We start from the raw sequence: 23348 nt of genomic DNA, 5'->3' as shown, positions 1-23348 counted from the left end.
CTCACCTGCGGTCGCCGGGCGCTGCCGGCATCGGGTGCGCCTCGTCGGGCTCGGCGTGGGCCTCGACCTGGGGCGTGCCCTCGAATGCCTCCGCGTGTCGCACCCGGACGACGTCGATGGACGACATGCGCAGCACTGAGAGCCCGTCGTCGGCTCCGTGCAGGACGAGACCGTGGCCGTCGAAGGAGCTGACCATGCCGCTCAGCCACTGGCCGGCGACCAGCAGCTCCACCGGGATGTCGGCGTCCTTGGCGCGGCTCAGTGCCGTGCCGATGGTGAGGATGGTGGAGCTCATGCTGCTCATCGAGTGTCCTCAGGGTCGACCCGGGGCCGGTGCCCGGTTCGGGCCACGGTAGTTCATCTTTCTCCCAGCCGCTGTCAGTCGGACACGTCGACGTGGACGTGATCGCGGTGCTCGAGGATGGCGCGGTCACCGCGCGAGGATCCGGGCACGTCGTAGTCGGTCCAGCCGGCGTCCGAGCGGGACCCTGCGTGCCAGATCCGGTCGTCGAAGATCACGGTCTTGATCGAGAGCCGGTCGGCCTGCGCGACGAGGTAGGAGGCGATCGCCCAGCCGCGCTTGCGGTTCGCCGCATTGATCGGCCGGACGAACACGTCGATCGCTCGTCCTTCGTAGTGGGCGGAGCCGGTCATGTGGCCGCTGTTGACACCCCCTGCCTGGAAGCCACCGAGGGACAAGGTGCCGAAGACCGCCTCGAGATCTGCACGCACAGTCGCTGCTCTCTTGACCAGGCCGACGTCGTCGAGCCGGTCGCTGGCCTCGTCGGCACTCCCGCTGGTCTCGCACCAGAAGGCGCCGGGGCTGTTGCCGGTCAGTGCGGACGCGAGTGCCCGTGCATCGGCCTCGTGGTCGGCGTAGGCGTCGGGGAAGCCCGAGCGCTGGACCTCCTGGGCCGCCTCGGTGATCTCCATCGTCTCGTAGGCGTCGACCTTGACCAGCGCGTCATAGAAGGCGTTGGTCGAGTAGACGGGGTCCGTGAGCTGCTCGGGGGTTCCCCAGCCCTGCGACGGGCGCTGCTGGAACAGGCCGACCGAGTCCCGGTCGCCATAGTCGATGTTGACGATCTTGGACTCCTGGTAGGCCGTCGCCAGGGCGATGCTCGCAGCCCGGGCCGGCAGCCCGCGCTGGACGGAGATGGCCGTGATGAGTGCGGCGTTCTCGGCCTGTTCGTGGCTCAGCTCCACGGTGAGGTCGCCGACCTCGGCGGTGCAGCCGGCCGGGTCGATGAGAGGACGGACGCCGCGATCGAACACGACACCGACCGCGACGAAGACGAGCGCTGCCACCAGGGCACCGATGAGCAGCCCGGCCCAGCGTCTGCGGGGTCGCCGGGGGCTCACCTGTCTGCCCATGGTCGTCGTGCTTCAGTCGTTGGCGTGCAGGGCCGCGTTGAGGGTGATTCCCGTCCCCACCCGGGCCCGGGCCTCGACGGCACCGGTCTGGCTGTTGCGGATGAACAGGACGTTGTCGGCACCCGAGAGCTCCTTGGCCTTGACCACGTCGCCGTCGGGCAGCGTCACCTTGGTGCCGGCCGTGACATAGAGCCCTGCCTCGACCACGCAGTCGTCGCCGAGCGCGATGCCGATGCCGGCGTTGGCCCCGAGCAGGCAGCCTCGGCCGATGCTGACGCGCTCGGTGCCCCCGCCGGACAGGGTGCCCATGATCGAGGCGCCGGCGCCGATGTCGGACCCGTCGCCGACGACCACGCCGGCGACGATGCGGCCCTCGACCATCGAGGTGCCGAGGGTGCCGGCGTTGAAGTTGATGAAGCCCTCGTGCATGACGGTGGTGCCGCTGGCGACGTGGGCGCCGAGGCGCACCCGGTCGGCGTCACCGATCCGGACCCCGCTCGGCACGACGTAGTCGACCATTCGTGGGAACTTGTCCACGCTGAAGACGGTGACGTGCTGGCCGGCCGCCCTCAGCCGGGCACGGGTGAGCTCGAAGCCGTCCACGGCGCACGGACCCGCGCTCGTCCACACCACGTTCGTGAGCAGGCCGAAGACACCGTCGAGGTTGATGGAGTTCGGCACGACGAGCCGCGTCGAGAGCAGGTGGAGCCGCAGCCACACGTCGGCGGTGTCGGTCGGCGGGGAGTCCAGGTCGGCGATCTCGACCAGACGAACCTCACGCCGTACGCCGCGGAGCTCGTCGTCGCCCTCGAGCGCGCTCAGCTCGGCGGGAACCGCCGACGCGTCGTGCTCGCCGAGCGTGGGGGAGGGGAACCACACGTCGAGGACGGTGTCGGTGGCGTCGAGGGTCACAAGGCCGTAGCCGGAAGCAGCAGTCACGCGCCAAGCCTACGGAGGAGGCCGAAGGCGCCTGGCGGACCCCGAGCCATGTCCTCGATGTGGACACCGCACGTCGGTCGACGACGACGAGAGCCGCCGCCCTTGGGGGGCGACGGCTCTCGATGCCGATCTCGTGCTGCCTGGTGTCAGCCGGATCTCACCTGCTCACGATGGATCAGGGGACGACCGTGATCGCGATCATGTCGGAGTAGACGTATTCGGCGTACGAAGCGGTCGGCGTGTAGAGCAGCTTCACGTTGTGGGTGCCGACGCCGAGCTCCTTGACCTTGTCCCACAGGGTGTCGCAGACGCCGAAGTCGAACGCGCCAGGGGCCTCGACCGAGTCAAAGGTCAGGTAGCCGGGGGAGGCGCTGCCGCCCTGGATGTCACCGTTGAGGTAGGCGTCGACGTAGCCCTCGCTGGGGTGTCCGCCCTTGAAGGTCACCTGTCCGGTCAGGACCGGGTCGGAGGTGCTGCAGTTGGCCGACTGGGAGACCGTGAACGAGAGTGCGCTGAGGGAGAGCGAGGAGTTGTAGACCACGACCTTCGTGGCGGCCTTGCCGACCCCCTTGACCTTGGCCCTCACCTTGTAGGTGCCGGGGGCCAGCGTCGAGGGCAGCTGGAACTTGGCCTTGCCCTTCTTGAGCTTCTTCTTCTCCTTGATGGGCTGGCCCGCCACCGTGAAGGTGATCTTGCCCCTCTTCTTCTTGCTCTTGGCCGTGACGATGACACCGGCCTGGCCCCAGTGCGAGCCGGGCTTGCTCTTGCTGAGCGTGAGGGCTCGGGCTGCCTTGACCTGGGCAGCAGCGGACACCTGGGTCTGGCCGACCTGGGTGGCGGCGCCGGCTGTGGTGGCCGCGAAGGTCAAGGCAGGGGCCGCCAGGGCGCCGGCCGCGACTGCGGTGGTGATGAGAGTGGCCAACTTGCGCACGTCTGTGCTCCTCGTCTGTTGCACTGAATGGGTGATCTGACTGAACTGCCGATGACGCTTGGCACAGTGTCCGGCAGGCCTCTCCTACCCGTTGGGCGGGTCACGAAACGTCGGCGGGGCGAACGACGAGCTGAGGTCACCCGTCGGGACACGGCGCGAGGACCAGTGGACCGAACGGCGGCTTCACTGGCCCGCACGCCCGTCGATGCACTCGCGCACGAGGTCGGCGTGGCCGCAGTGCCGGGCATATTCCTCGATCATGTGCACGATGAGGTCGCGCACCTCCGTGGGCTGGCCGTGCACGTCGACGACCCTGTCGAGGTCGGTGCGGCCGAGCACCTCGCGTGCGTGCTCGACCTCCGCTCGCCACAGTGACCAGGCTTCGGCGACCAGCGCGTCGTCGGTGTCCCCGGGCCAGCTGAAGCCGGCGTCCTCGTCGGCGCCGCCGAAGAGCCGTGGCAGCTCGGGCCGGCCGGCGATGACGCGGCGGAACCAGCTCTGCTCCACCCGCGCCATGTGCCGCACCAGACCCAGCAGGGAGATGTTGGAGGGCGGCACCGAGCGCGTGCCGAGCTGCTCGGGGCTGAGGTCTGCGCACTTGAGCTCCAGCGTCGTGCGGTAGTGCTCCAGATAGCCGACCAGGCACTCGCGCTCGCCCGACGTCGCCCCCTGCTGCATCCTCGGGTCCTCCGCCTGGGGGAGCCACATGCCGTCGAAGCCAGGTTTCGTCATGCGAGCAGCCAAGCAGACACGAGCCTGCTCGGTCGACGGACTTGCCGCCCACGCCGGCTCACGACCAACACTGCCCGGAAGGGCTCGCCGCAGGGCTACCATCCGGCATGCGCACACGGGGAGTCATTCTGAGCCTGCTGGTCACACCCTTGTTCCTGTCACCGGTTCCGGTGCAGGCGGAGAGCGTCCGGGTGGGGGTCGACGGCGTGGCAACGACGCACGACGCCGGCCATCCGACCAGCTCGGACCCGGGGCGCACCTTGACGAAGGCGACGATCTCCACCGACACCGTCCGCAGCGAGTGGTCGGCCACCGCAACGCTCGCTGGTCAGGTGCCGGCCGGCACCAGCCTCCGGGTCGACTGGACGCTCGGTCGCCAACATCCCCACGGCTGCGAGCCGCTGGTGACGGTTGCCGAGCCCGCGGCTGTCGTCGGGCCGGACAACACCGTCTCGGTGGAGCAGCACGGCTATCCCTTCGACGACCTGGACGGCGACTTCTCGTGCATGACGGCGGTGGTGATCGTCAACGGCGCCGTCTCCGACAGGCTCGTCGGCCCGGTGTCCGAGCGCAACCGGATCGCCGGGGCGCAGGCCGCGCCGGCGGCACCCCTGCTCGTCGCAGCCGGTCGCAGGACCCCGGTGCTGCTCATGGTCACCGCGCACGTGCGAGCCACCACCAAGGTCGTCGTCTCGGGCGCCGGACCCGGGGTTCGGATGAAGGACGTGGTCGTGGGCCCGGTCTCCGCCGAGCAGACCCGGCCGGTGGTCGCCCGCCTTGCCGCACCCGGGATCGCCGACTCCGAGCTGGCTCTCACCGCACGCGACGACGTCGGCAGCGACTCCTTCGACCAGCCGTATGCGTTCAGGGCTCGCAAGATCGAGGCGCAGCGGCCACTGCCGGGGCGCTACGAGTCGAAGGACGGCTCGGTGCGCTTCCAGGTCACCGAGGAGAACCGGGTGGTGCGCCTGCGCACGTCCGCCGTGCTGTGTGAGGGATCCGGCGTCAAGCGGGCGACCTATCCCGTCGAGCTCCGCATGCCGCGGAGCGGTGCGACCGCCAAGGTGACCCAGCTCAGCAGCCGGTGGTTCGGTGCGCAACTCATGACCGTCAGGTCCGGTCGCGTTCGGGGGACGTTCGCGTTCAGCACTCCGACGTGCTCGATGTCGCAGGTCTTCGTGGCCACACGCCAGCGCTGACGGGTCAACTGATTCGCGCTGGGGCGCGGCAGCGCCGTACGATCGCAGGCACAGGCGTCTGAGCCGTCATCAGCGGTGAGCCTCCGGAAGAACGGCGTGGCGACACGCTCACTAGAACCGGACGGGTGGGCCCGTCACAGCCGTGCAGCACGAGTGGCAGCGTCGGGAGACGCCGCAAGCGAGGTGGTACCGCGGCCCGACCCGAAGGTGGGGAGTCGTCCTCGTGGGTCAGATCGATCACCCTCGAGCAGGAGCCACCACCCATGACCTATCCGTTGGTCTCGCACACGTCCGGCAACCCCAAGGCCGTCACCAGCTCGCCGTCCTTCCCGGCGATCGAGGAAGCCGTGCTGGCCTACTGGGACGCCGACGGCACCTTCCAGGCGAGCATCGACCAGCGCGACGCCGAGACCGACGGTGAGTTCGTCTTCTACGACGGACCGCCGTTCGCCAACGGGTTGCCGCACTACGGCCACCTGCTGACCGGCTACGTCAAGGACCTGATCCCTCGCTACCAGACGATGCGCGGAAAGCGCGTCGAGCGCCGCTTCGGCTGGGACACCCACGGACTGCCCGCCGAGCTCGAGGCGATGCGCCAGCTGGGGCTCAAGACCACCGACGAGATCCACGACCTGGGCATCGAGAAGTTCAACGACGCGTGCCGCGAGTCGGTGCTGAAGTACACCGGCGAGTGGCGCGACTACGTCACCCGACAGGCGCGCTGGGTGGACTTCGAGAACGACTACAAGACGATGAACCCCGAGTTCATGGAGTCGGTCATGTGGGCGTTCAAGCAGCTTCACGAGAAGGGGCTGATCTACGAGGGCTTCCGGGTCCTGCCCTACTGCTGGAACGACGAGACCCCGCTGTCCAACCACGAGCTGCGCATGGACGACGACGTCTACAAGCTGCGTCAGGACCCGGCCGTCACGGTCGGTGTCCGCCTCGAGGACCGCGGCGACGACCTCGACGGGGTGCTCGCCCTGGTGTGGACGACGACTCCGTGGACCCTGCCCTCCAACCTCGCGGTCATGGTGGGCGAGGAGATCGACTACGTCGTCGTGGAGGCTCCTGTTCCCGGCACCGACCGGACCGCGCGCTATCTCGTCGCGGAGCCGCGGCTGTCGGCGCACAAGAAGGAGCTCTACCCCGACAGCGACGAGCCGGTGATCGTCGCTCGCCGGACCGGCGCCGAGCTCGTCGGTCGCGCCTACACCCCGCCGTTCTCCTACTACCTCGGCCACGACAACGCGTTCCGCCTCGTGCCGGCGGAGTTCGTGACCACCACGGACGGCACCGGTCTGGTGCACACGGCCGGCGCCTTCGGTGAGGACGACAAGATCGTCACCGACCGCGAAGGAATCGAGCCGGTGATGCCGGTCGGCAAGGACGGGCGCTTCACCGCACCGGTCGACGAGTACGCCGGGATGCTGGTCTTCGACGCCAACCTGCAGATCATGGACCACCTCAAGGCCGCGACCAGGGGCGACGCGGGCGGGTCGGTCACCCCCGGGACCGTGCTGCTGCGCCGCGAGACCTACGACCACTCCTACCCCCACTGCTGGCGCTGCCGCGAGCCGCTGATCTACAAGGGTGTCTCGTCGTGGTTCGTCGAGGTGACCGCGGTCAAGCAGCGGCTGCTCGAGCTCAACGAGGACATCCGCTGGGTGCCCGACCACATCCAGCACGGCTCCTTCGGCAAGTGGCTGGAGAACGCCCGCGACTGGTCGATCACCCGCAACCGCTTCTGGGGCTCCCCGGTCCCGGTCTGGAAGTCCGACGACCCGGCCTATCCGCGCCTCGACGTCTATGGCTCCTTCGAGGAGGTCGAGCGCGACTTCGGTCGGCTCCCGGTCGACCACGAGGGCAACCCCGACCTCCACCGTCCGTTCGTCGACGAGCTGACGCGCCCCAACCCCGACGACCCGCGCTCGCCGGAGGAGGGTCAGTCCACGATGCGCCGGGTCAGCGACGTGCTCGACGTGTGGTTCGACTCCGGCTCGATGAGCTTCGCCCAGGTGCACTACCCGTTCGAGAACGCCGACTGGTTCGAGGGGCACTTCCCGGGCGACTTCATCGTCGAATACATCGGCCAGACGCGCGGCTGGTTCTACACGATGCACGTCCTGGCGGGCGCGATCTTCGACAAGCCGGCCTTCTCCACCTGCGTCAGCCACGGCATCGTCCTGGGCAGCGACGGGCAGAAGATGAGCAAGTCGCTGCGCAACTATCCCGACGTGCGCGAGGTCTTCGACCGCGACGGCGCCGACGCGATGCGCTGGTTCCTGATGAGCTCGCCCATCCTGCGCGGCGGCAACCTCGTCGTCACCGAGCAGGGCATCCGCGACTCGGTGCGCCAGGTGCTGATCCCGCTGTGGAACAGCTGGTCGTTCTTCAGCCTCTATGCCAATGCCGAGTCCTATGCCGCGACGCGCAGCACCAGCAGCAGCCACCCGATGGACCGCTACATCCTGGCCAAGCTGCGTGACTACGTGGCCGCCATGACCCACGAGCTCGACAACTACGAGGTCGCGAACGCCTGCGACTCCACCCGCTCCTTCCTCGACGCGCTGACCAACTGGTACATCCGCCGTTCGCGTGAGCGGTTCTGGAACAGCGACTCCACCCACGCCTTCGACACGCTCTACACGGTGCTCGAGACGGTCTGCCGGGTGACGGCGCCGTTGCTGCCGCTGGTCAGCGAGGAGGTATGGCGAGGACTCACCGGCGAGCGCTCGGTGCACCTGACCGACTGGCCGCTGTCCGAGGAGCTGCCGGCCGACGACGAGCTCGTGACTGCGATGGACTCGATCCGCGAGGTCTGCTCCGCGGGGTCGGCGCTCCGCAAGGCCGCCAGCCTGCGCAACCGCCTGCCGTTGTCCCAGCTGACGGTCGTGGTCGCCGACCCGGACCAGTTGGCGCCGTTCACCTCGATCGTGGCCGACGAGCTCAACGTCAAGAGCGTGCGCCTCCTCGACGTCGCCACCGACGAGGCCCACGCCTATGGCGTCGAGCAGCGGCTCACCGTCAACGCCCGCGCTGCCGGCCCTCGGCTGGGCAAGGACGTACAGCTGGCGATCAAGGGCTCCAAGACGGGCGACTGGTCGCTCTCGGACGACGGGACCGTGACGTCGGGTGGGCTCGTGCTCGTCGAGGGGGAGTTCTCCCTCGAGACCGTCGCCGCCGACACCGGTGCCGACACGGCCACCGGCATGCTGCCGGGCGGCGGCTTCGTCGTCCTCGACACCGCCGTGACGCCCGAGCTCGAGGCCGAAGGTGTCGCCCGTGACCTCATCCGCTCGGTTCAGCAGGCCCGACGCGACGCGGGTCTCGACGTCAGCGACCGGATCTCGCTGCTGGTGAGCGGTCCAGTCGACCTGGTCACCGCCGCAAGGACACACGAGCGGCTGCTGGCCCAGGAGACCCTGGCCACGTCCGTGTCCTATGCCGAAGGGCCGGACGTCGCTGTGGAGGTCACCGCGGTCTGACCCGCTCCGTGGTCGCCGGAGGGGTCAGACGGGCTCGCTGGCCAAAGGTCAGTGGGTCATTGGTGGAAGCGGTTGATCTCGGCCACGAGGTGTCCGAAGCCCTTGTCGACCGGTGTGCCGCTCGGCAGCCAGCCCCACTCCTCCTCGTGGTCGGCGACCCCGCTGGCGAACGCGCCCGTCTCGTCGCGGAACAACAGTCCCTGCACGTGGGGTCGGACCAGCGTCGTCCCGGGTGTCGTGCCGGTTCCGTCACCACGCACCTCGATGCCGGGGGTCTGCTGTCGCAGCTCCGCGGCCGTCGGAGCCGGGGACGCCAGCAGGATCACCCTGGTGCCGACGGGCACCGCCGCGGCGAGCTCGTCGATCGAGGCGACGACCGGCTCGGTCCCTTCCGGGGCAGCGCCGTCGACCTTCACCTCACCGCCTCGCTGGACCTCGACGCTGATCAGGTCGCCGGGGCGGTGCCCGGCCGACCTGGACGTCGAGACCTTGACCGTCAGGACGGCGTTGTAGAGGAACGACTCGTAGCCGGAGCCGTCCGACTCCACGCTCGAGCGTCCGTCCGCCCAGCCGACGACCTCGCCGACCACGACGGAGGAGACCCGGCGCGCCGCCTGGGAGACGGACGCGGTGGCGGGGAAGTCGTACTCGCTGCGACCACGCACCACCGCAGCGTCCACGGCAGCGTCGCCCGGCGCGGCGTCCGCGGTGGCCGCGTGCACGCGGCTGGTCGGTCCCGGCGTCGATCCGGCGTCCGTCACCTGGGTGCTGTTGCAGGCACTGGCGAGCAGGGAGAGGGCGACCGCGGCAGTCACCGTCGAGAGCATCTTCGGCATGGCGTGCGCTCCTGTCAGAAGGATTCGTTGATGTGCTGGGTCTTGTGGTGGTTGCCGTACAGCGTGATGTTGGTCCAGTTGGCGGTCACCTCGCCCGAGCGCAGACAGCTGTGTGCGGTGTCGTTGCCCGGGAAGTCGTTGTCCCAGTAGTGGCGGACCCCGACGGTGTGCCCGAGCTCGTGACAACTTGTCTTGGTGCGCTGGTCGATGGGTCGGGCAGCGGCGTTGATCGTGCCCATGTCGAGCGTGACGTTGTGGATGTCGCACGTCCCGTTGGCCCGGGTCGCGACGCACAGCGCCTGTCCGTAGGCTCCGGAGAGGTCGCCCTGTCGCCACCGCACGTCGGTGTGCTCCTGGCACGACCCGGGGTAGAACGTGGTCACATCGGTCTGGTTGCGCAACCGGGTCATGGCCGCGTCGGCTGCGGTCTGCTGGTTGAAGCTGGAGAGATAGCACCACGCGTGATCCCCGCCGTCGGGGCCACCGTCAGGCTGGGGCGTGTCGGCTCCCGCCGGACTCGTGACCGAGATGAGTCCCGACGCCAGGCCCACGAGCAGGAGCAGCGTGCCCGAGCGTCGACGTCGGTGGTGGGACGCGTCGGTCGTCCGGGTCGTTCCCGTTGCTGAGAAATTCATCCTGTCTCCTTGACCTGAAGGGATGCCCGACGGGTGAACGACCTCGGGCGGACCGGCGTCGGGGCTCTCGTGATCTCGATGCCCGCGTGGGCGGGCAGGCCAAAGTTCCCGAGAGGTGACGACCACGTCGATGGTGACGCAGGTCACACCGAGCGGGCATCCCCCGGTGGGCTCGTTCTTCATGGCACGAACGGGCCATTGCCCGCTCTCGCCTCGACCCCTAAGGAAGCCGCGCGGAGATCTTGTCGAGATAACCCACGACGACGCCCTCCTCGGCGTCGGGGACGCCCCAGATCAGGTCGGTGACGCCCGCCTCGACCCACGTGGCGAAGTCCTCGGGAGCAGGCCTGCTCGTGATCAGCAGGTGGATCTGCGGAGACCCGTCGCGCCCGGCCTCGACCCATGCCTCATGCAGGAGCTTGGACTTGTCGGCGATGCCCTCGGTGCGTGGGGTCGTCATCCAGCCGTCGGCGTTGGCAGCGATCCAGGCGACGGTCTTCGGCCCGGCCTCGGCGCCGATGACGAGAGGGATGTGCGCCTGGACGGGCTTGGGGTAGGCCCAGGAGGGGCCGAAGGAGACGAACTCCCCGCCGTACGACGCCTCCTCCTGTGTCCACAGTGAGCGCATCGCCTCGACGTATTCCTTCAGGACCGTTCGCCGCTTGCCGGCAGGCACGTGGTGGTCGGCGAGCTCGTCGGTGTTCCAGCCGAAGCCGGCTCCGATGGTGACCCGGCCGCCCGAGAGGTGGTCGAGGGTGGCGATCGTCTTGGCCAGCGTGATCGGGTCGGACTCCACGGGGAGCGCGACCGCCGTGGCCAGACGGATCGTGGACGTCACTGCCGCAGCAGTGGCCAGCGAGACCCACGGGTCCAGGGTGCGCATGTAGCGGTCGTCGGGCAGGCTCTCGTCGCCCGTGCCCGGGTGTGCGGCCTGCCGCTTCACCGGGATGTGGGTGTGCTCGGGACGTAGAAGGTGTCGAAGCCGCGCTCCTCGGCAGCCTGGGCACAGGCCGCCGGCGTGATGCCCCGGTCGCTGGTGAAGAGGACGACTCCGTTTCGCATGGCTGCAGACTAGAACACGTTCTCGTTCCGTGTCGTCTGTCGTGTGCGCGGGGATGATTGGATGAATGCATGGCCCATGCCCCCACCCTCGACCTCGGCACCGACGTCGTCTCGTTGACCGAGCAGCTGGTCAACATCGAGTCGGTCTCCCACGACGAGGCGCTGATCGCTGACGCCGTCGAGCACGCCCTGCGCGCGCTGGCGCACCTCACCGTGACCAGGCGGGGCCACACCATCGTCGCCCGCACCGACCTCGACCGCGGTGAACGAGTCGTGATCGCCGGACACCTCGACACCGTGCCGCTCAACGACAACCTGCCCGCTCGGCGCGACGCCGACCTGCTCCACGGCCTGGGGACCTGCGACATGAAGGCCGGGGACGCGGTGATGCTCAAGCTCGCAGCGGACGTCACCGAGCCCAGTCGCGACATCACGTTCATCTTCTACGAGGCCGAAGAGGTGGCCTCGGTGCACAACGGTCTGCGGCTGCTCAGCGAGAGCGACCCCGACCTGGTGCGTGCCGACTTCGCCATCCTGATGGAGCCGAGCAACGCGAGTGTCGAGGCGGGCTGTCAGGGGACCATGCGGGTCGACGTCCGCACCTCGGGCGAACGCGCACACTCAGCGCGCAGCTGGCGGGGCGTCAACGCGATCCACGCGGCGGCACCGGTCCTCGCGCGACTCCAGGAATACGTCGCCCGTCAGCCGGTGATCGATGGACTGACCTATCACGAGGGCCTGAACGCGACCCGGATCCACGGCGGTGTCGCAGGCAACGTGATCCCCGACGAGTGCGTGGTGGAGGTCAACTTCAGGTTCGCCCCCGACCGGAGCGAGGCCGACGCCGAGGCCTTCGTGCGCGACTTCTTCGACGGGTTCGACGTCACCGTCACCGACATGGCGCCCGGTGCGCTGCCCGGCCTCGACCGCCCAGCGGCCAAGGCGTTCGTGGAGGCCGTCGGTGGCGAGGTCGCTCCGAAGTTCGGCTGGACCGACGTGGCCCGCTTCACCGCACTCGGCATCCCGGCGGTCAACTTCGGGCCCGGCGACCCGACCTATGCGCACAAGCAGGACGAGCACGTGCCGATCGAGCACATCGTGCGCTGCGAGCGGCTGCTCAAGGAGTGGCTGGCGTGAAGGCGCGGTTCAAGGGCCCGGTGATGACTCGCCGCGGCCAGGTCGACCAGGGCACGACCGACCAGCGACTCCTCGACTCGGCGGGCTCGGCCGACTGGGTCCACACCGATCCGTGGCGCGTGCTCCGCATCCAGGCCGAGTTCGTCGAGGGCTTCGGGGCGCTGGCCGAGCTCGGGCCTGCGATCGCGGTCTTCGGCTCCGCGCGCACACCCGTCGACCATCCCGACTACGAGCTGGCCGAGCAGGTGGGACGACGGCTCGTCGAGGAGGGCTTCGCCGTCATCACCGGCGGCGGGCCGGGGGCGATGGAAGCGGCCAACAAGGGTGCCAGCGAAGCCGGCGGTGCGAGCGTCGGGCTGGGGATCGAGCTGCCCTTCGAGGCGGGCCTCAACCAGTGGGTCGACATGGGCATCAACTTCCGATACTTCTTCGCCCGGAAGACCATGTTCGTCAAGTACAGCCAGGGATTCGTCGTGCTGCCAGGGGGCCTCGGCACCTTCGACGAGCTCTTCGAGGCCCTGACCCTGGTGCAGACCCAGAAGGTCACCTCGTTCCCGGTGGTCCTGGTCGGAACCGCCTATTGGCAAGGGCTCGTGACCTGGCTCCGCGACACGGTGTTCGCCGAGGGCAAGATCAGCGCCGCGGACCTCGACATGTTCACCGTGACCGATGACCTCGAGGAAGCCGTCCAGCTGATGGTCCGCGCCCGCGCGGGCGCGATCGAGACCCCCGAAGCCGAGCGTCCGGAGTGAGCCGATGATGTGGTTGTTCGCAGTCCTGGTGGTGCTGGCGATGGCCGCGGTCGCCGTGGTGGCCTCAGGCCGCACAGGCGCCCTGCCGGAGGAGTACGACGACCGGCCCGACGTGCGCGTGCCCGCCGGCCGGCTCGCCGGGGACGACCTGCGGCGGGTGAGGTTCTCGCTGGCCTTCCGCGGCTATCGGATGAGTGAGGTCGACACACTGCTCGCTCGTCTCGCCGACCAGCTCGACCGGGGGACGGCAGCCGAGGAGGAGGCCCGCGAGGAGCGCCTGCGTGGCGGCGAAGAGCCTGTCTGAGGCACACTCCGCAGAATGTTCCTCGAAGTGCTCGTCTATGTGCTGACTCCACTGGCAGTCGTGGTGGTCGTGCTGACCCGACTCCGCCTGGGGCGTGAAGAGGGTGCCGCGGGGCGCCTGCAGATCAGCGACCGGCTGCTTCTCGCCCACACAGCCGTCGGTGGGCTCGCGCTGTTCCTGTGGGTGCTCTTCCTGGTCTTCCCGGCCGACGGTGCCCTGGGCGGGGCGGCCGTTGGCATCGCTGCGCTGGGGCTCCTGTGGGTGACGACGGTCATCGGGCTGATGATCCTCGCCCGCTGGCTCCCGGCCCGCGGGAAGCACGCGCAGCCGGCCGCGACGGACAACTGGAGCCAGGGCCCCGGCCTGTCGATCCTGGCCCACGTCGGGCTGCTCGTCGGCGTCCTGGTCTTCACCTACGCCTACCTCACGGCAGCCGTATGACCCGCAGGGCTGTCGCGGCGGCGCTGCTGCTCGGTCTCGTGCTGCCGTGGGCGCCGGCATCGACGTACGCGGCGCAGGACACCCCACCGCGGGCTGTCGTCGAACGCGCGGTGATCGGCACGTCCGTCGCGGGCAGGCCGATCCGGGCCTGGAGACTGGGGGAGCCGGGACGGCGCAGGGTCGTGCTCGTCTCGACGATGCACGGCAACGAGCCGCACACGCGCCAGATCCTCACCAGCCTGCGCGACGGGCGGCGCATCCGGGGCATCGACCTGTGGGTGGTCCCGACCTACAACCCCGACGGGCTCGCGCGCCACACCCGTCGCAACGCGCGCGGAGTCGACCTCAACCGCAACTACCCCAACGACTGGGTCGATCTCGACGGCAGCCACGAGTCGGGCACCGGCCCGGCCAGCGAACCCGAGACCAGGGCACTGATGCGCTTCCTGCGCCGCGTCGACCCGGTGCGGCTGATCAGCTTCCACCAGCCGCTCGTGGGCGTCGACACCGACACCAAGGACCCGCGCTTCGCCCGGCGGCTGGCCCGAGAGCTGCGCCTGCCGCGGACCAGGCTCGACTGCGGGGGCCGGTGCCACGGCACCATGACCGGTTGGTTCAACGCCAACTTCACGGGCTCCGCCCTCACGGTGGAGTATGGCGCCCGCCCGACCCGGCACCGCATGGTCGTGCAAGCGCCCCGGCAGCTGCTCCGCGCCCTCGGTGCCCGTCGGGTGGGGCGCTAGCTAGCGCCCCTCGAAGACGGGCTTCTGCTTCGCGACGAACGCGGTCACGGCCGCGGCGTGGTCGGCGGTGGCGCCCGTGCGGTTCATCATCTGGCCCTCGTTGGCGAGCGAGTCGGCGAACGAGTGCTGGGCCGAGTAGGCGACCGACTGACGGATCGAGGCGAAGGCCACGGTGGGGCCGGCGGCCAGCCGGGTGGCGAGGGCATGGACGGTGTCATCGAGCTCGGCCGCCGGGACGACCTGGTTGGCCAGCCCGATCTCCTGGGAGTCAGCGGCCGAGATGGTGCTGGGGAAGTAGAGCAGCTCGAGTGCCTTGGCCTGACCGACCAGGCGGGGCAGGTGGTAGCTCGCCCCGGTGTCGCAGGAGAGTGCGACGCCGGCGAAGGCGAAGTTGAATCCTGCGGTGTCGGCCAGCACCCGGATGTCGCAGGCCATCGCCAGGGACGCGCCGGCACCGGCAGCCACCCCGTTGACGGCCGCGACGACCGGCTTGGGCATGGTGGCGAGCGCCGTCACGATGGGGTTGTAGTGACGCTCGACGGTGGTGAACAGCTCGTCGCTGGAGCCGCTCTCGAGAAGCTGGATGTGCTCCTTGAGGTCCTGGCCCACACAGAAGCCCCGACCCGTTCCCGTCAGGACCACGCAGCGCACCGAGTCGTCGGCGGCGACGCTCTCGACCGTGTCGCGCAGGAGCTCCTTGGTCGCGATGTCGAGGCTGTTCATGGCCTCGGGCCGGTTGAGCGTGATCGTGGCGATTCCGCCTTCGACGGCGAGGAGGACGGGTGGGGCGCTGGGCTCGGTCATGCCACGAAGTGTGCCCGATCGCCGCGGTTGCTCAGCCCTGTGGTCCCGGTCACGCCGGTCATGGGGGATAATGGATCCGTACGACGCCGTCGAGGAGGCCATGCCGCCTCGATTTCGCATGTGGAGCCATCGCTGGGTGGGACTCCCACAGAGTCAGGAAGAGGTGCGCCGATGGCCGCCATGAAGCCCAGGACGGGTGACGGACCGCTCGAGGTGACCAAGGAGGGCCGGGGCATCGTCATGCGTGTCCCGCTCGAGGGTGGTGGCCGACTCGTGGTCGAGCTCAACGCCGACGAGGCGGGGGCGCTCGGCAACGCGCTCAAGGAGGTCGTCGGCTGATCGTGGCCGCGACGTCGCAGCAGCTCCCCGACCAGGTCTCACCGCCGCAGTTCGCGCTCAGCGCCGCACTGCCGCACCAGATCGGCGGTGCTCAGATCTGGGCACTGCCGGTCGTTCCCGCGGACGGCGACGACTCCTCGGTCGCGCTGGGTCCAGGAGCGGCGGAGGCGGGTGAGCTGCTCGCGCTCGACCTCCTCGCGATCCTCGAGGCCCACCGGGCCACGGGACGGACCGGTGAGGTCATCACCGTCCCGGTCGTCCACGACGAGGTCGAGCTGCTGATGCTCGTCGGGGTGGGGGACGGGTCGACCACGGCGTTCCGCCGCGCCGGGGCGAGCCTGGCGCGTGCCGCCAAGGACCGCGCGAGCGTGGCGACGTCTATCACCTCGATCGCTCCCGAGGGAGCGCTGGGTGCGTTCGTCGTCGGCGCGATGCTGGGCTCGTTCGGCTTCCACTGGCGATCCGACGGACCGACGGAGCGCCCGGTCTCTCGCATCGTCCTGGCCGGCACGAGCGACGACGCGGCCGATGAGGAGCTCGCTCGAGCCCTCGCCGCGGGCGGGGCAGGCTGGCGCTCGCGGTTGCTGGCCACCGTGCCTGCCAACCTCAAGACGCCGGCCTGGCTGGCCGAGCAGGCATCCGAGATCGCTGTCGCCGCCGGACTCGAGGCGACCATCTGGGACGAGGCTCGGCTGGCCGAGGACGGCTTCGGTGGCCTGCTGGCCGTCGGTGGTGCATCCGCCTCGCCGCCGAGGCTGATCCGACTCGACTACGCCCCGCGGAAGGTCACGCGCTCGACGCCGACCGTGGTCCTGGTCGGCAAGGGCATCACCTTCGACAGTGGCGGCCTGGACATCAAGCCGGCAGCGAGCATGCTCGCGATGAAGCGCGACATGTCCGGTGGCTCTGCTGTCCTCGCCACCATGGCTGCCCTGCGGGACGTCGACTGCCCGGTCCGGGTGGTCGGCCTGGTCCCCGCCGCGGAGAACGCGATCGGCGCCTCGGCGATGCGCCCGGGCGACGTGATCCGTCACTACGGCGGCCGCACCAGCGAGGTCAACAACACCGATGCCGAGGGACGCCTCGTCCTGGCCGACGCGATGGCCTATGCCGTGGCCGAGCTCCGGCCCGACGTCCTCGTCGACATCGCCACCCTCACCGGTGCGATCAAGGTGGCCCTTGGCCAAGGAACCGCCGGGGTCTTCGCCAACCATGAGGGCCTCGCCGAGCGGCTGACCGAGGCATCGGTCGCATCCGGTGAGCTGGTCTGGCGCATGCCGCTCGTGCGGGACTACGAGGATCGGATCGAGTCCAAGGTCGCCGACGGCGACAACGCTGCCGGTGGCGCCGGCGCGATCACCGCGGCCCTCTATCTCCAGCACTTCGCCGGAGACGTTCCGTGGGCCCACATCGACTTCGCCTCCGTTGCGGAGGCACCCGCGGAGCGCTACGAATGGACCGAGGGACCGACCGGGTTCGGACCCCGTCTCCTCCTCGCCTGGCTCGGCTCGCACGCGCCACTGGAAGGGATCGTGGAATGAAGGGTCTCACCGTGCGGTGGTCGCTGACCGAAGCCCACCAGGGAGTCGAGGACGAGCTGGCGACATACGTCGCGGACACCTCGCACGCTCGGTTCACCGGCATGGTCGGGCTTGCCCACAAGACCTGGCGGATGGTCCCGCGACAGTGGTTCGAGGGCTCCTACGTCTTCGCCGACGACGAGGCGAGAGAGCAGTTCCAGGAGACGTTCACCGCCGGGGCAGCCGAGTCGCCGGTGTCGGTCATCGTGGGTTCTGCGCCCGTCCTGATCGAGGCGTGCGAGATCGTGGCGATCGCCGAGGGCTGGGACGGGTTCACCGCCGCCGCTCGCGCCTAGATCGGACGGTCGGCCGACCGCCCGCGCTCAGGCCTCGGGCTCCCAGACCTTCTTGGCCATGAGGAGCCCGTCACCGACGGGCAGCAGCACCGGCACGAGCGACTCGTTGTCGGCGACGGCCCGGCCGAGGTCGCGGATGGCGGTCGTCTCCTCGTCCCGCTGGGCCGGATCGGCGACGCGGTCGTGCCACAGGGCGTTGTCGAAGGCGACCACGCCGCCGGGCCGGAGCAGGCGCAGGGCCTCGGCCATGTAGGCGGCGTATTCGCGCTTGTCGCCGTCGCAGAACACCAGGTCGTAGTGACCGTCCGTCAGGCGCGGGAGGACGTCGAGGCCAGCCCCGGTGATGGTGCGGGCCCGGTTGCTGGCGATGCCTGCGTCGGCGAACGTCTCCTTGGCCAGGCGCTGGTGCTCGGCCTCGATGTCGACGGTGGTCAGGACCCCGTCGGAGCGCATCCCGCGAAGCAGCCACAGGCCAGACACGCCGGTGCCGGTGCCGATCTCGACGACGGCTCGGGCGTCCAGCACGGAGGCCAGGAAGCGCAGGGCCGCGCCGCAGCCGGAGCCGATCGGCGCGACTCCGACCTCCTCGGCGCGGGCACGAGCGGCGACGAGGAACTCGTCCTCCGCAACGAACTGCTCGGCATAGGTCCAGCTCGCGGGCTTGATCGGGGTGGTGATGGTGGGCCTCCTGACGGCGGACGCATCGCACGACGCGTGGCAGGGACTCTATCGCCCCACCACCCTCGGGCGGGAACACCGACGGGGCTGTGCTCGTTGGCTGCTTTCACAGGGTCCTCTCAGGGCCGCTGCCTAGATTGGAAGAGGTCAGGACACTGTCCGATCAGCAGCTCGAGCGCCAAGGGGCACCGATGAGGGATTCCAGCGAGGTCACCGTGGGCGTGCCCACCTGGGACGAAGTGGTCGAGAACCACTCCGACCGCGTCTTCAGGCTCGCCTACCGTCTCACCGGCAACCGCCACGATGCCGAGGACCTCACGCAGGAGGTGTTCGTCCGGGTCTTCCGCTCCCTGGAGACCTACACGCCCGGCACCTTCGAGGGCTGGTTGCACCGCATCACCACCAACCTGTTCCTCGACGGTGCCCGCCGCAAGCAACGCCTCCGCTTCGACGCGCTCTCCGACGAGCGGGCTGCGCGGCTGGAGAGCGCCGACGGGGCACCCGACACGGCGTACGCCGACCAGCGGTTCGACGCCGACATCGAGCTGGCGCTGGCGACCCTGCCCCCCGACTTCCGGGCGGCGGTCGTGCTGTGCGACGTCGAGGGCATGACCTACGAGGAGATCGCGGACATCCTCGACGCCAAGCTCGGCACGGTGCGTTCGCGCATCCACCGCGGCCGAGCGATGCTGCGTCGGGCGTTGGTCCATCGCGCCCCGACGTCGGGCCGCGAACGCTATGCGGGGGTCAGCGACGACGTGCCCACCGCGCGGGACGCCCGAGGGTCGGGCTCATGATGCACCTCGGTTCCCGGGTCAGCGCCCTGCTCGACGGCAGGTTGCCCCTCCACGAGGAGGAGCGCGCCTGGGCGCACGTCCACGAGTGCCATCCCTGTCGCGACCTGGTGGAGCGTGAGGGCTGGGTCAAGACCCAGCTCGCCGGCCTGTCCATGGCCGACCGGACCGGGCGAGAGGCGCCGGACCGCCTCAAGCACTCCCTCCTGGCGTCGGCGCGCGACGACGGGCCGGCGCCGATGCTGGCTCCCGTCCCGTTCGCGACCGTGTCCACTCGCTCACGCCACCGGTCGCTGGCCGCCATCGGCGGGGGTGCGGCGGGTGCAGCGGTCGTCGGTCTGCTCGCGCTCGGCTCGCCCCTGACGTCGCAGCAGCTGGATCGTCGGGCGCCGGTCACCGACCTCGGCCGGCCGATCCAGACCGCGACCCCGACGGTCGATCGCACCCAGGACCGGGTGGCCCGCCGACGAGGCGCGCGCGACGACCTCCGCAAGACCTCGCCCGGTGCAAGTACCCCGGCGGTCGTAGTGGTGAGCAAGGGTCCCCGGGTGACAATGGCACCGTGAGCGACCACGACGACAGCCCGCAGCAAGGGCACGGCCACCCCGAGACCGACCCGACCCAGCCGATCTCGGGAACGGGCTGGACGTCGCCGTCACACTCACACCCAGGTGCCAGCCCGGCTCCCGGGCCCACCCCGATCCCGCCGCCGTCCTCTCCGTGGGGACCCGCCCCTTCGCCGGGGCCGATGCAGGGCGCGCAGCCCACGACGTCGTACGCCGAGGCCGGCCCCCGGCCAGACATCGCGGCCCCTCACGCGCGGCGCTCGGTGCCCGGCTGGACGTGGCCGGTGATCGCGGCGCTCTCGCTGGTGCTCGGGCTCGTGGGGGGCTTCCTGGGCGCCCTCGGTCAGCAGCGCCTGGACGACGGGCCCACGACCTACGACGGCGGACTGGACTCGGTGCAGACGCAGGACGCGGCACCGTTGGAGGCAGACAACGGCTCGGTGCCGGCCGTCGCCCAGGCGCTGCTTCCCAGCACGGTGCAGATCATCGCCGCCTTCGAGGGCGAGGACGCAGGGGCCACGGGTTCTGGTTTCGTCCTGGACCGTCAGGGTCACATCGTGACCAACAACCACGTCGTCGCGTCCGCAGCCGAGGGCAGCGACCCGATCAAGGTCGTGGACTCCGAGGGCGTGCGCCACGATGCGACGGTGATCGGCCGCAGCCCGGTCTACGACCTGGCGATCCTGCAGGTGAAGGACGCCGCCGGGCTCGAGCCCGCGGCCCTGGGGTCGTCACGGGTGCTTCGCATCGGTGACCCGGTCGTGGCGTTCGGATCCCCGCTCGGACTGAGCCAGACGGTGACGTCGGGCATCGTGAGTGCCCTCGACCGTCCGGTGACGACCGGCGACGAGGAGAACACCTCCTCCTACATCAACGCGGTCCAGACAGATGCTGCGATCAACCCGGGCAACTCCGGTGGGCCGTTGGTCAACCTCGCCGGCGAGGTCGTGGGGGTCAACTCCGCGATCGCCACGACCGGGGGCGGGTTGATGGGTGGCGGATCGGGCAACATCGGTGTGGGCTTCGCGATCCCGATCGAGCAGGTGCGCACCACGGCCGACCAGATCCTCAAGACCGGGGAGGCGCGCTATCCGGTCATCGGGGCCCAGGTCCGCACCGGGGGCACGGACTCGTCGGGTGCCTTGATCACCGAGGTCAACGAGGGGACCCCCGCGCAGGCCGCCGGGCTGAGGAAGGACGACGTGGTGACGGAGGTCGACGGACAGCCGGTCACCGACGGGATCGCCCTGATCGTGGCCATCCGCACCCATCAACCCGGGGAGACGATCGAGTTCACGGTCCGTCGGGGCAATGACGAGCAGTCCGTCGAGATCACCCTCGACGGAGAGGTCGGCTGACCCGGCTAGCTGTCGCCGCGACTGGAGTCCTCCACGAACGGGTGGGCCGAGACGAAGCTCTGCGTCTCGGCATACATCCGCTCGATGAACTTCTCGAGCTCGCTGCCCTCGACCCGCCACTGCCCCCGGCCGCCGATCTTGATCGCAGGCAGGTCGCCGCGGCGGACGAGCGCATAGACCTGCGCGCTGGAGGTGTTGAGCACCTCCGCCACGTCTGCCAGCGTGAGGAAGCGGGGAGTGGCGGCCATGGCGCCATGGTGCCACCTGCCTGTCGGGTATGGGCGCACCGTCCCTCCGACCTGTGGAGAACGGTTGAGTCTTCTTGCACCTGTGGACCGAGCCTCGTCACGGGACGGGCGCACGGCCATGATGACCGGGTGTCTCGGACCCACACTCCTTCCGACGTGCCCGTTGCCACCCGGACCCGGCCTCCGGGTTGGCGAGATCCGCGACTGTGGGTCGGGGTGGCGATCGTGGCCGCCTCGCTCCTGGCGGGTGCGCGGATCCTGGGGTCCGCCGACGACTCGATCCGGGTGTGGGCGGCGGCGCGCGACCTGGCTCCCGGCGACACGATCGCCCAGGAGGACCTGGTCGCGTCGTCGGTCCGGTTCGGTGACCCCGCCGACCTGGCCCGCTATCTCGTGGCCTCCGAACCCCTGCCGTCCGACACCCGCTTGACCCGAGGGTTGGGCGAAGGGGAGCTCGTGCCCGCCGGGGCGCTCAGGTCGGGCGAGGAGGAGGACGTCGTGATCGTGTCCCTGGCCTTCCCGCCCGAGCTGGTCCCCACCAACATCGGCGCCGGTTCGGTGATCGAGCTGCTGGTCATCCACGACGGCGACGACGCGAGCGCGACCGGACGCGCAGCTGAGCCGACCACTGTGCTCTCGGACGTGACGGTCATCGATGCGCCGTCCCAGACCGACTCCTTGGGCAGTGTCAGTCGCGGACGGCAGCTGGTGCTGGGGGTGCCTGACGCAGAGTCGGACGCACTGCCCGAGATCCTGGCCGCGAGCGAGGACCAACGCGTCCGCGTCCTCGTCCGCAGCTGAGAGGGTCTTCTCGATGATCTGTGTGCTGATGATGGCCTCGGGTGCCGCCTGGGAGTCGGACGCATTCGCCACGCTGACCCGGGCCGGCGGCATCGTCGTCCTCAAGCGGTGCGTCGACGTCGATGACCTGCTGGCCACGGCGACCAGCGGCCAGACCGACGTGGCAGTGGTCGGGCTCGACGCGCCGGGGCTCGACCCCGCCGCGCTTGCCCACCTGCGCCGCCACGCAGTTCGTCCGGTCGCGGTGTGCGCCGGCGACGCCGCCGATCCGAGGGTCGTGGGCCGGGCCCAGAGACTGGGCATCTCCACGCTCGTCCCGGACGCTGACCTGGCTTCCCTGGCCGAGGTGGTCTCCACCGTGGAGGCCGTTGCTGACACCCGCGTCCGTGGCGATGCGGAGCCCGCTCCGCCGGCGACTGCTGAGACCCGGGGGCGGGTGCTGGCGGTCTGGGGTCCCGGCGGGGCACCCGGCCGCACCACGGTGGCGGTCTCCGTGGCGGCGGAGCTGGCCAGGCGAAACACCGACTGCGTGCTGGTCGACGCCGATCCCTATGGCGGCGGCATCGCCCAGCAGCTCGGCATCCTCGACGAGGTGTCAGGACTCCTCTCGGCGGTCCGGCTGGCCGGCGCCGGCCAGCTCGGGGAACGGTTCGCCTCGACGACGCGGGCGATCGGCGAGCGTCTCTCGGTCGTGACCGGGCTGCCGCGGGCCGACCGGTGGATCGAGGTCAGGTCGAGCCATCTGGAGACGCTCCTGGACGAGGCCCGGGAGGCCGGCGAGGTCGTGGTCGACACCGGCTTCAGCGTCGAGGGGGACCCGACCGGTGACTTCGGCACCCGCCCCTCGCGCAACGCCATGACCGTGACGTCCTTGACGCTGGCAGACGAGATCGTGGTGGTCGGTGCCGCCGACCCGGTGGGTCTCTCCCGCCTGGCACGCTCCCTGGTGGATCTGCGCGACGTCACCGGTGGGGCGCCGGTGCGGGTCGTGGTCAACAAGATGCGCGCCAGCCTGGGCTGGAGCGAGCGGGAGATCGCCGGGATGGTGGAGGGCTTCTCTCGGGTCTCCAGTCTCCACTTCCTCCCGTGGGACCAGGCCGTGACTGACCGTGCATTGGTCGCCGGGCGGGCCCTGCCCGAGGTCTCGGACGGTCCGTTGCCGCGCGCCCTGAGCGGGCTCGTCGATGCGCTCGCGCCGGCGTCGGTCGTCGGCTCCGCCACCCGCAGGACTCGACTGAGACGCCGAAGGTCCGTGCGCTGACCCCACCGGCTGCACCCCTACGTATTTCTTTAACCACGGAGTTTCGCCAT

Annotated in this window: 27 protein-coding genes; 15 read left to right on the top strand and 12 right to left on the bottom strand. The window is 70.1% G+C overall.

Features of this window, described 5'->3' with window-relative positions:
- Position 1 precedes the first annotated feature (1 nt).
- The 5 genes from G7071_RS00595 to G7071_RS00575 form a co-directional block, all read right to left on the bottom strand.
- Positions 2-304: a hypothetical protein gene (locus tag G7071_RS00595; protein ID WP_166313716.1), complete on the bottom strand. Its 303-nt coding sequence runs from the start codon at positions 302-304 to the stop codon at positions 2-4.
- A gap of 74 nt (positions 305-378) precedes the next feature.
- Positions 379-1374 carry a VldE C-terminal domain-containing protein gene (locus tag G7071_RS00590; RefSeq protein WP_246210268.1) on the bottom strand — a complete coding sequence of 332 codons (996 nt, stop codon included), beginning with the start codon at positions 1372-1374 and terminating at the stop codon, positions 379-381.
- Between the two features lie 12 nt (positions 1375-1386).
- Positions 1387-2313, bottom strand: coding sequence for a 2,3,4,5-tetrahydropyridine-2,6-dicarboxylate N-succinyltransferase (gene dapD, locus G7071_RS00585; RefSeq protein ID WP_166313714.1), 927 nt, complete (start codon positions 2311-2313; stop codon positions 1387-1389).
- Between the two features lie 175 nt (positions 2314-2488).
- Positions 2489-3244 carry a hypothetical protein gene (locus tag G7071_RS00580; protein WP_166313712.1) on the bottom strand — a complete coding sequence of 252 codons (756 nt, stop codon included), beginning with the start codon at positions 3242-3244 and terminating at the stop codon, positions 2489-2491.
- Between the two features lie 183 nt (positions 3245-3427).
- Positions 3428-3976: a DinB family protein gene (locus G7071_RS00575; protein WP_206062860.1), complete on the bottom strand. Its 549-nt coding sequence runs from the start codon at positions 3974-3976 to the stop codon at positions 3428-3430.
- A 107-nt stretch (positions 3977-4083) separates the two neighbouring features.
- Here G7071_RS00575 and G7071_RS00570 point away from each other — a divergent pair, with 107 nt between their 5' ends.
- Positions 4084-5175: a hypothetical protein gene (locus G7071_RS00570; RefSeq protein WP_166313710.1), complete on the top strand. Its 1092-nt coding sequence runs from the start codon at positions 4084-4086 to the stop codon at positions 5173-5175.
- Between the two features lie 263 nt (positions 5176-5438).
- On the top strand, positions 5439-8663 hold the full coding sequence (ileS, locus tag G7071_RS00565) for an isoleucine--tRNA ligase (protein ID WP_166313708.1): 3225 nt from the start codon (positions 5439-5441) through the stop codon (positions 8661-8663).
- 56 nt (positions 8664-8719) lie between these two features.
- Here the strand turns inward: ileS and G7071_RS00560 are convergent, their stop codons facing one another.
- The 4 genes from G7071_RS00560 to G7071_RS19540 form a co-directional block, all read right to left on the bottom strand.
- On the bottom strand, positions 8720-9499 hold the full coding sequence (locus G7071_RS00560; RefSeq protein WP_166313706.1) for a hypothetical protein: 780 nt from the start codon (positions 9497-9499) through the stop codon (positions 8720-8722).
- Between the two features lie 14 nt (positions 9500-9513).
- On the bottom strand, positions 9514-10134 hold the full coding sequence (locus G7071_RS00555) for a hypothetical protein (protein WP_166313704.1): 621 nt from the start codon (positions 10132-10134) through the stop codon (positions 9514-9516).
- A 220-nt stretch (positions 10135-10354) separates the two neighbouring features.
- Entirely contained in the window at positions 10355-11077 is a 723-nt protein-coding gene (locus G7071_RS00550) for a TIGR03619 family F420-dependent LLM class oxidoreductase (RefSeq protein ID WP_246210267.1), read from the bottom strand.
- On the bottom strand, positions 11074-11196 hold the full coding sequence (locus G7071_RS19540) for a hypothetical protein (protein ID WP_281351712.1): 123 nt from the start codon (positions 11194-11196) through the stop codon (positions 11074-11076). Before G7071_RS19540 ends, G7071_RS00550 begins: the two co-directional genes overlap by 4 nt.
- Before the next feature lie 69 nt (positions 11197-11265).
- Here G7071_RS19540 and dapE point away from each other — a divergent pair, with 69 nt between their 5' ends.
- From dapE to G7071_RS00525, 5 genes are read left to right on the top strand one after another with little or no spacing between them, the layout of a single operon-like run.
- A complete protein-coding gene (dapE, locus tag G7071_RS00545; protein ID WP_166313702.1) occupies positions 11266-12333 on the top strand; it encodes a succinyl-diaminopimelate desuccinylase in 1068 nt (355 codons plus the stop codon).
- Positions 12334-12356: 23 nt separating this feature from the next.
- Positions 12357-13085: an LOG family protein gene (locus G7071_RS00540; RefSeq protein WP_166320846.1), complete on the top strand. Its 729-nt coding sequence runs from the start codon at positions 12357-12359 to the stop codon at positions 13083-13085.
- Between the two features lie 4 nt (positions 13086-13089).
- Positions 13090-13389 carry a DivIVA domain-containing protein gene (locus G7071_RS00535; RefSeq protein WP_246210265.1) on the top strand — a complete coding sequence of 100 codons (300 nt, stop codon included), beginning with the start codon at positions 13090-13092 and terminating at the stop codon, positions 13387-13389.
- Positions 13390-13404: 15 nt separating this feature from the next.
- A complete protein-coding gene (locus G7071_RS00530; protein ID WP_166313700.1) occupies positions 13405-13830 on the top strand; it encodes a hypothetical protein in 426 nt (141 codons plus the stop codon).
- Positions 13827-14573: a M14 family zinc carboxypeptidase gene (locus tag G7071_RS00525; RefSeq protein WP_166313698.1), complete on the top strand. Its 747-nt coding sequence runs from the start codon at positions 13827-13829 to the stop codon at positions 14571-14573. The genes G7071_RS00530 and G7071_RS00525 overlap by 4 nt, the downstream gene beginning before the upstream one ends.
- On the opposite strand, the gene G7071_RS00520 is transcribed toward G7071_RS00525, so the two are convergent.
- The gene (locus G7071_RS00520) at positions 14574-15377 is read right to left on the bottom strand and encodes an enoyl-CoA hydratase/isomerase family protein (protein ID WP_166313696.1); all 804 of its coding nucleotides are present in this window, start codon (positions 15375-15377) and stop codon (positions 14574-14576) included.
- A 171-nt stretch (positions 15378-15548) separates the two neighbouring features.
- On the opposite strand from G7071_RS00520, the gene G7071_RS18635 reads away from it, so the two are divergent.
- From G7071_RS18635 to G7071_RS00505, 3 genes are read left to right on the top strand one after another with little or no spacing between them, the layout of a single operon-like run.
- Positions 15549-15716 carry a DUF3117 domain-containing protein gene (locus G7071_RS18635; RefSeq protein WP_206062859.1) on the top strand — a complete coding sequence of 56 codons (168 nt, stop codon included), beginning with the start codon at positions 15549-15551 and terminating at the stop codon, positions 15714-15716.
- Between the two features lie 2 nt (positions 15717-15718).
- On the top strand, positions 15719-17257 hold the full coding sequence (locus G7071_RS00510) for a leucyl aminopeptidase family protein (protein ID WP_246210258.1): 1539 nt from the start codon (positions 15719-15721) through the stop codon (positions 17255-17257).
- The gene (locus G7071_RS00505; RefSeq protein WP_166313692.1) at positions 17254-17592 is read left to right on the top strand and encodes a hypothetical protein; all 339 of its coding nucleotides are present in this window, start codon (positions 17254-17256) and stop codon (positions 17590-17592) included. The genes G7071_RS00510 and G7071_RS00505 overlap by 4 nt, the downstream gene beginning before the upstream one ends.
- A 27-nt stretch (positions 17593-17619) precedes the next feature.
- On the opposite strand, the gene G7071_RS00500 is transcribed toward G7071_RS00505, so the two are convergent.
- The gene (locus G7071_RS00500) at positions 17620-18117 is read right to left on the bottom strand and encodes an O-methyltransferase (RefSeq protein WP_425489404.1); all 498 of its coding nucleotides are present in this window, start codon (positions 18115-18117) and stop codon (positions 17620-17622) included.
- Between the two features lie 344 nt (positions 18118-18461).
- Here G7071_RS00500 and sigE point away from each other — a divergent pair, with 344 nt between their 5' ends.
- The 3 genes from sigE to G7071_RS00485 are packed head-to-tail and all read left to right on the top strand — an operon-like array spanning position 18462 to position 20988.
- Positions 18462-19067, top strand: coding sequence for an RNA polymerase sigma factor SigE (gene sigE, locus G7071_RS00495; RefSeq protein WP_166313690.1), 606 nt, complete (start codon positions 18462-18464; stop codon positions 19065-19067).
- On the top strand, positions 19064-19630 hold the full coding sequence (locus G7071_RS00490; protein WP_166313688.1) for a hypothetical protein: 567 nt from the start codon (positions 19064-19066) through the stop codon (positions 19628-19630). Before sigE ends, G7071_RS00490 begins: the two co-directional genes overlap by 4 nt.
- A complete protein-coding gene (locus tag G7071_RS00485) occupies positions 19627-20988 on the top strand; it encodes a S1C family serine protease (protein ID WP_166313686.1) in 1362 nt (453 codons plus the stop codon). Before G7071_RS00490 ends, G7071_RS00485 begins: the two co-directional genes overlap by 4 nt.
- A 5-nt stretch (positions 20989-20993) precedes the next feature.
- Here G7071_RS00485 and G7071_RS00480 read toward each other — a convergent pair whose 3' ends face one another.
- Positions 20994-21236, bottom strand: coding sequence for a helix-turn-helix domain-containing protein (locus G7071_RS00480; protein WP_166313684.1), 243 nt, complete (start codon positions 21234-21236; stop codon positions 20994-20996).
- Between the two features lie 156 nt (positions 21237-21392).
- Here G7071_RS00480 and G7071_RS00475 point away from each other — a divergent pair, with 156 nt between their 5' ends.
- Positions 21393-22037, top strand: coding sequence for a hypothetical protein (locus G7071_RS00475; protein WP_166313682.1), 645 nt, complete (start codon positions 21393-21395; stop codon positions 22035-22037).
- Between the two features lie 13 nt (positions 22038-22050).
- A complete protein-coding gene (locus G7071_RS00470) occupies positions 22051-23298 on the top strand; it encodes a CpaE/TadZ family protein (protein WP_166313680.1) in 1248 nt (415 codons plus the stop codon).
- The last annotated feature ends 50 nt before the right edge of the window (positions 23299-23348 follow it).

Origin of the sequence: Nocardioides piscis, assembly GCF_011300215.1 — a bacterium.
Classification (GTDB): domain Bacteria; phylum Actinomycetota; class Actinomycetes; order Propionibacteriales; family Nocardioidaceae; genus Nocardioides; species Nocardioides piscis.
This window is presented reverse-complemented; position numbering and strand designations above follow the sequence as displayed.

Coding starts and splice junctions, on each gene's coding strand:
- G7071_RS00595 (WP_166313716.1), bottom strand. CDS start 304: ATGAGCAGCATGAGCTCCACCATCCTCACCATCGGCACGGCACTGAGC.
- G7071_RS00590 (WP_246210268.1), bottom strand. CDS start 1,374: ATGGGCAGACAGGTGAGCCCCCGGCGACCCCGCAGACGCTGGGCCGGG.
- G7071_RS00575 (WP_206062860.1), bottom strand. CDS start 3,976: ATGACGAAACCTGGCTTCGACGGCATGTGGCTCCCCCAGGCGGAGGAC.
- G7071_RS00570 (WP_166313710.1), top strand. CDS start 4,084: ATGCGCACACGGGGAGTCATTCTGAGCCTGCTGGTCACACCCTTGTTC.
- ileS (WP_166313708.1), top strand. CDS start 5,439: ATGACCTATCCGTTGGTCTCGCACACGTCCGGCAACCCCAAGGCCGTC.
- G7071_RS00560 (WP_166313706.1), bottom strand. CDS start 9,499: ATGCCGAAGATGCTCTCGACGGTGACTGCCGCGGTCGCCCTCTCCCTG.
- G7071_RS00555 (WP_166313704.1), bottom strand. CDS start 10,134: ATGAATTTCTCAGCAACGGGAACGACCCGGACGACCGACGCGTCCCAC.
- G7071_RS19540 (WP_281351712.1), bottom strand. CDS start 11,196: ATGCGAAACGGAGTCGTCCTCTTCACCAGCGACCGGGGCATCACGCCG.
- dapE (WP_166313702.1), top strand. CDS start 11,266: ATGGCCCATGCCCCCACCCTCGACCTCGGCACCGACGTCGTCTCGTTG.
- G7071_RS00540 (WP_166320846.1), top strand. CDS start 12,357: ATGACTCGCCGCGGCCAGGTCGACCAGGGCACGACCGACCAGCGACTC.
- G7071_RS00535 (WP_246210265.1), top strand. CDS start 13,090: ATGATGTGGTTGTTCGCAGTCCTGGTGGTGCTGGCGATGGCCGCGGTC.
- G7071_RS00530 (WP_166313700.1), top strand. CDS start 13,405: ATGTTCCTCGAAGTGCTCGTCTATGTGCTGACTCCACTGGCAGTCGTG.
- G7071_RS00525 (WP_166313698.1), top strand. CDS start 13,827: ATGACCCGCAGGGCTGTCGCGGCGGCGCTGCTGCTCGGTCTCGTGCTG.
- G7071_RS00520 (WP_166313696.1), bottom strand. CDS start 15,377: ATGACCGAGCCCAGCGCCCCACCCGTCCTCCTCGCCGTCGAAGGCGGA.
- G7071_RS18635 (WP_206062859.1), top strand. CDS start 15,549: ATGGCCGCCATGAAGCCCAGGACGGGTGACGGACCGCTCGAGGTGACC.
- G7071_RS00505 (WP_166313692.1), top strand. CDS start 17,254: ATGAAGGGTCTCACCGTGCGGTGGTCGCTGACCGAAGCCCACCAGGGA.
- sigE (WP_166313690.1), top strand. CDS start 18,462: ATGAGGGATTCCAGCGAGGTCACCGTGGGCGTGCCCACCTGGGACGAA.
- G7071_RS00490 (WP_166313688.1), top strand. CDS start 19,064: ATGATGCACCTCGGTTCCCGGGTCAGCGCCCTGCTCGACGGCAGGTTG.
- G7071_RS00480 (WP_166313684.1), bottom strand. CDS start 21,236: ATGGCCGCCACTCCCCGCTTCCTCACGCTGGCAGACGTGGCGGAGGTG.
- G7071_RS00470 (WP_166313680.1), top strand. CDS start 22,051: ATGATCTGTGTGCTGATGATGGCCTCGGGTGCCGCCTGGGAGTCGGAC.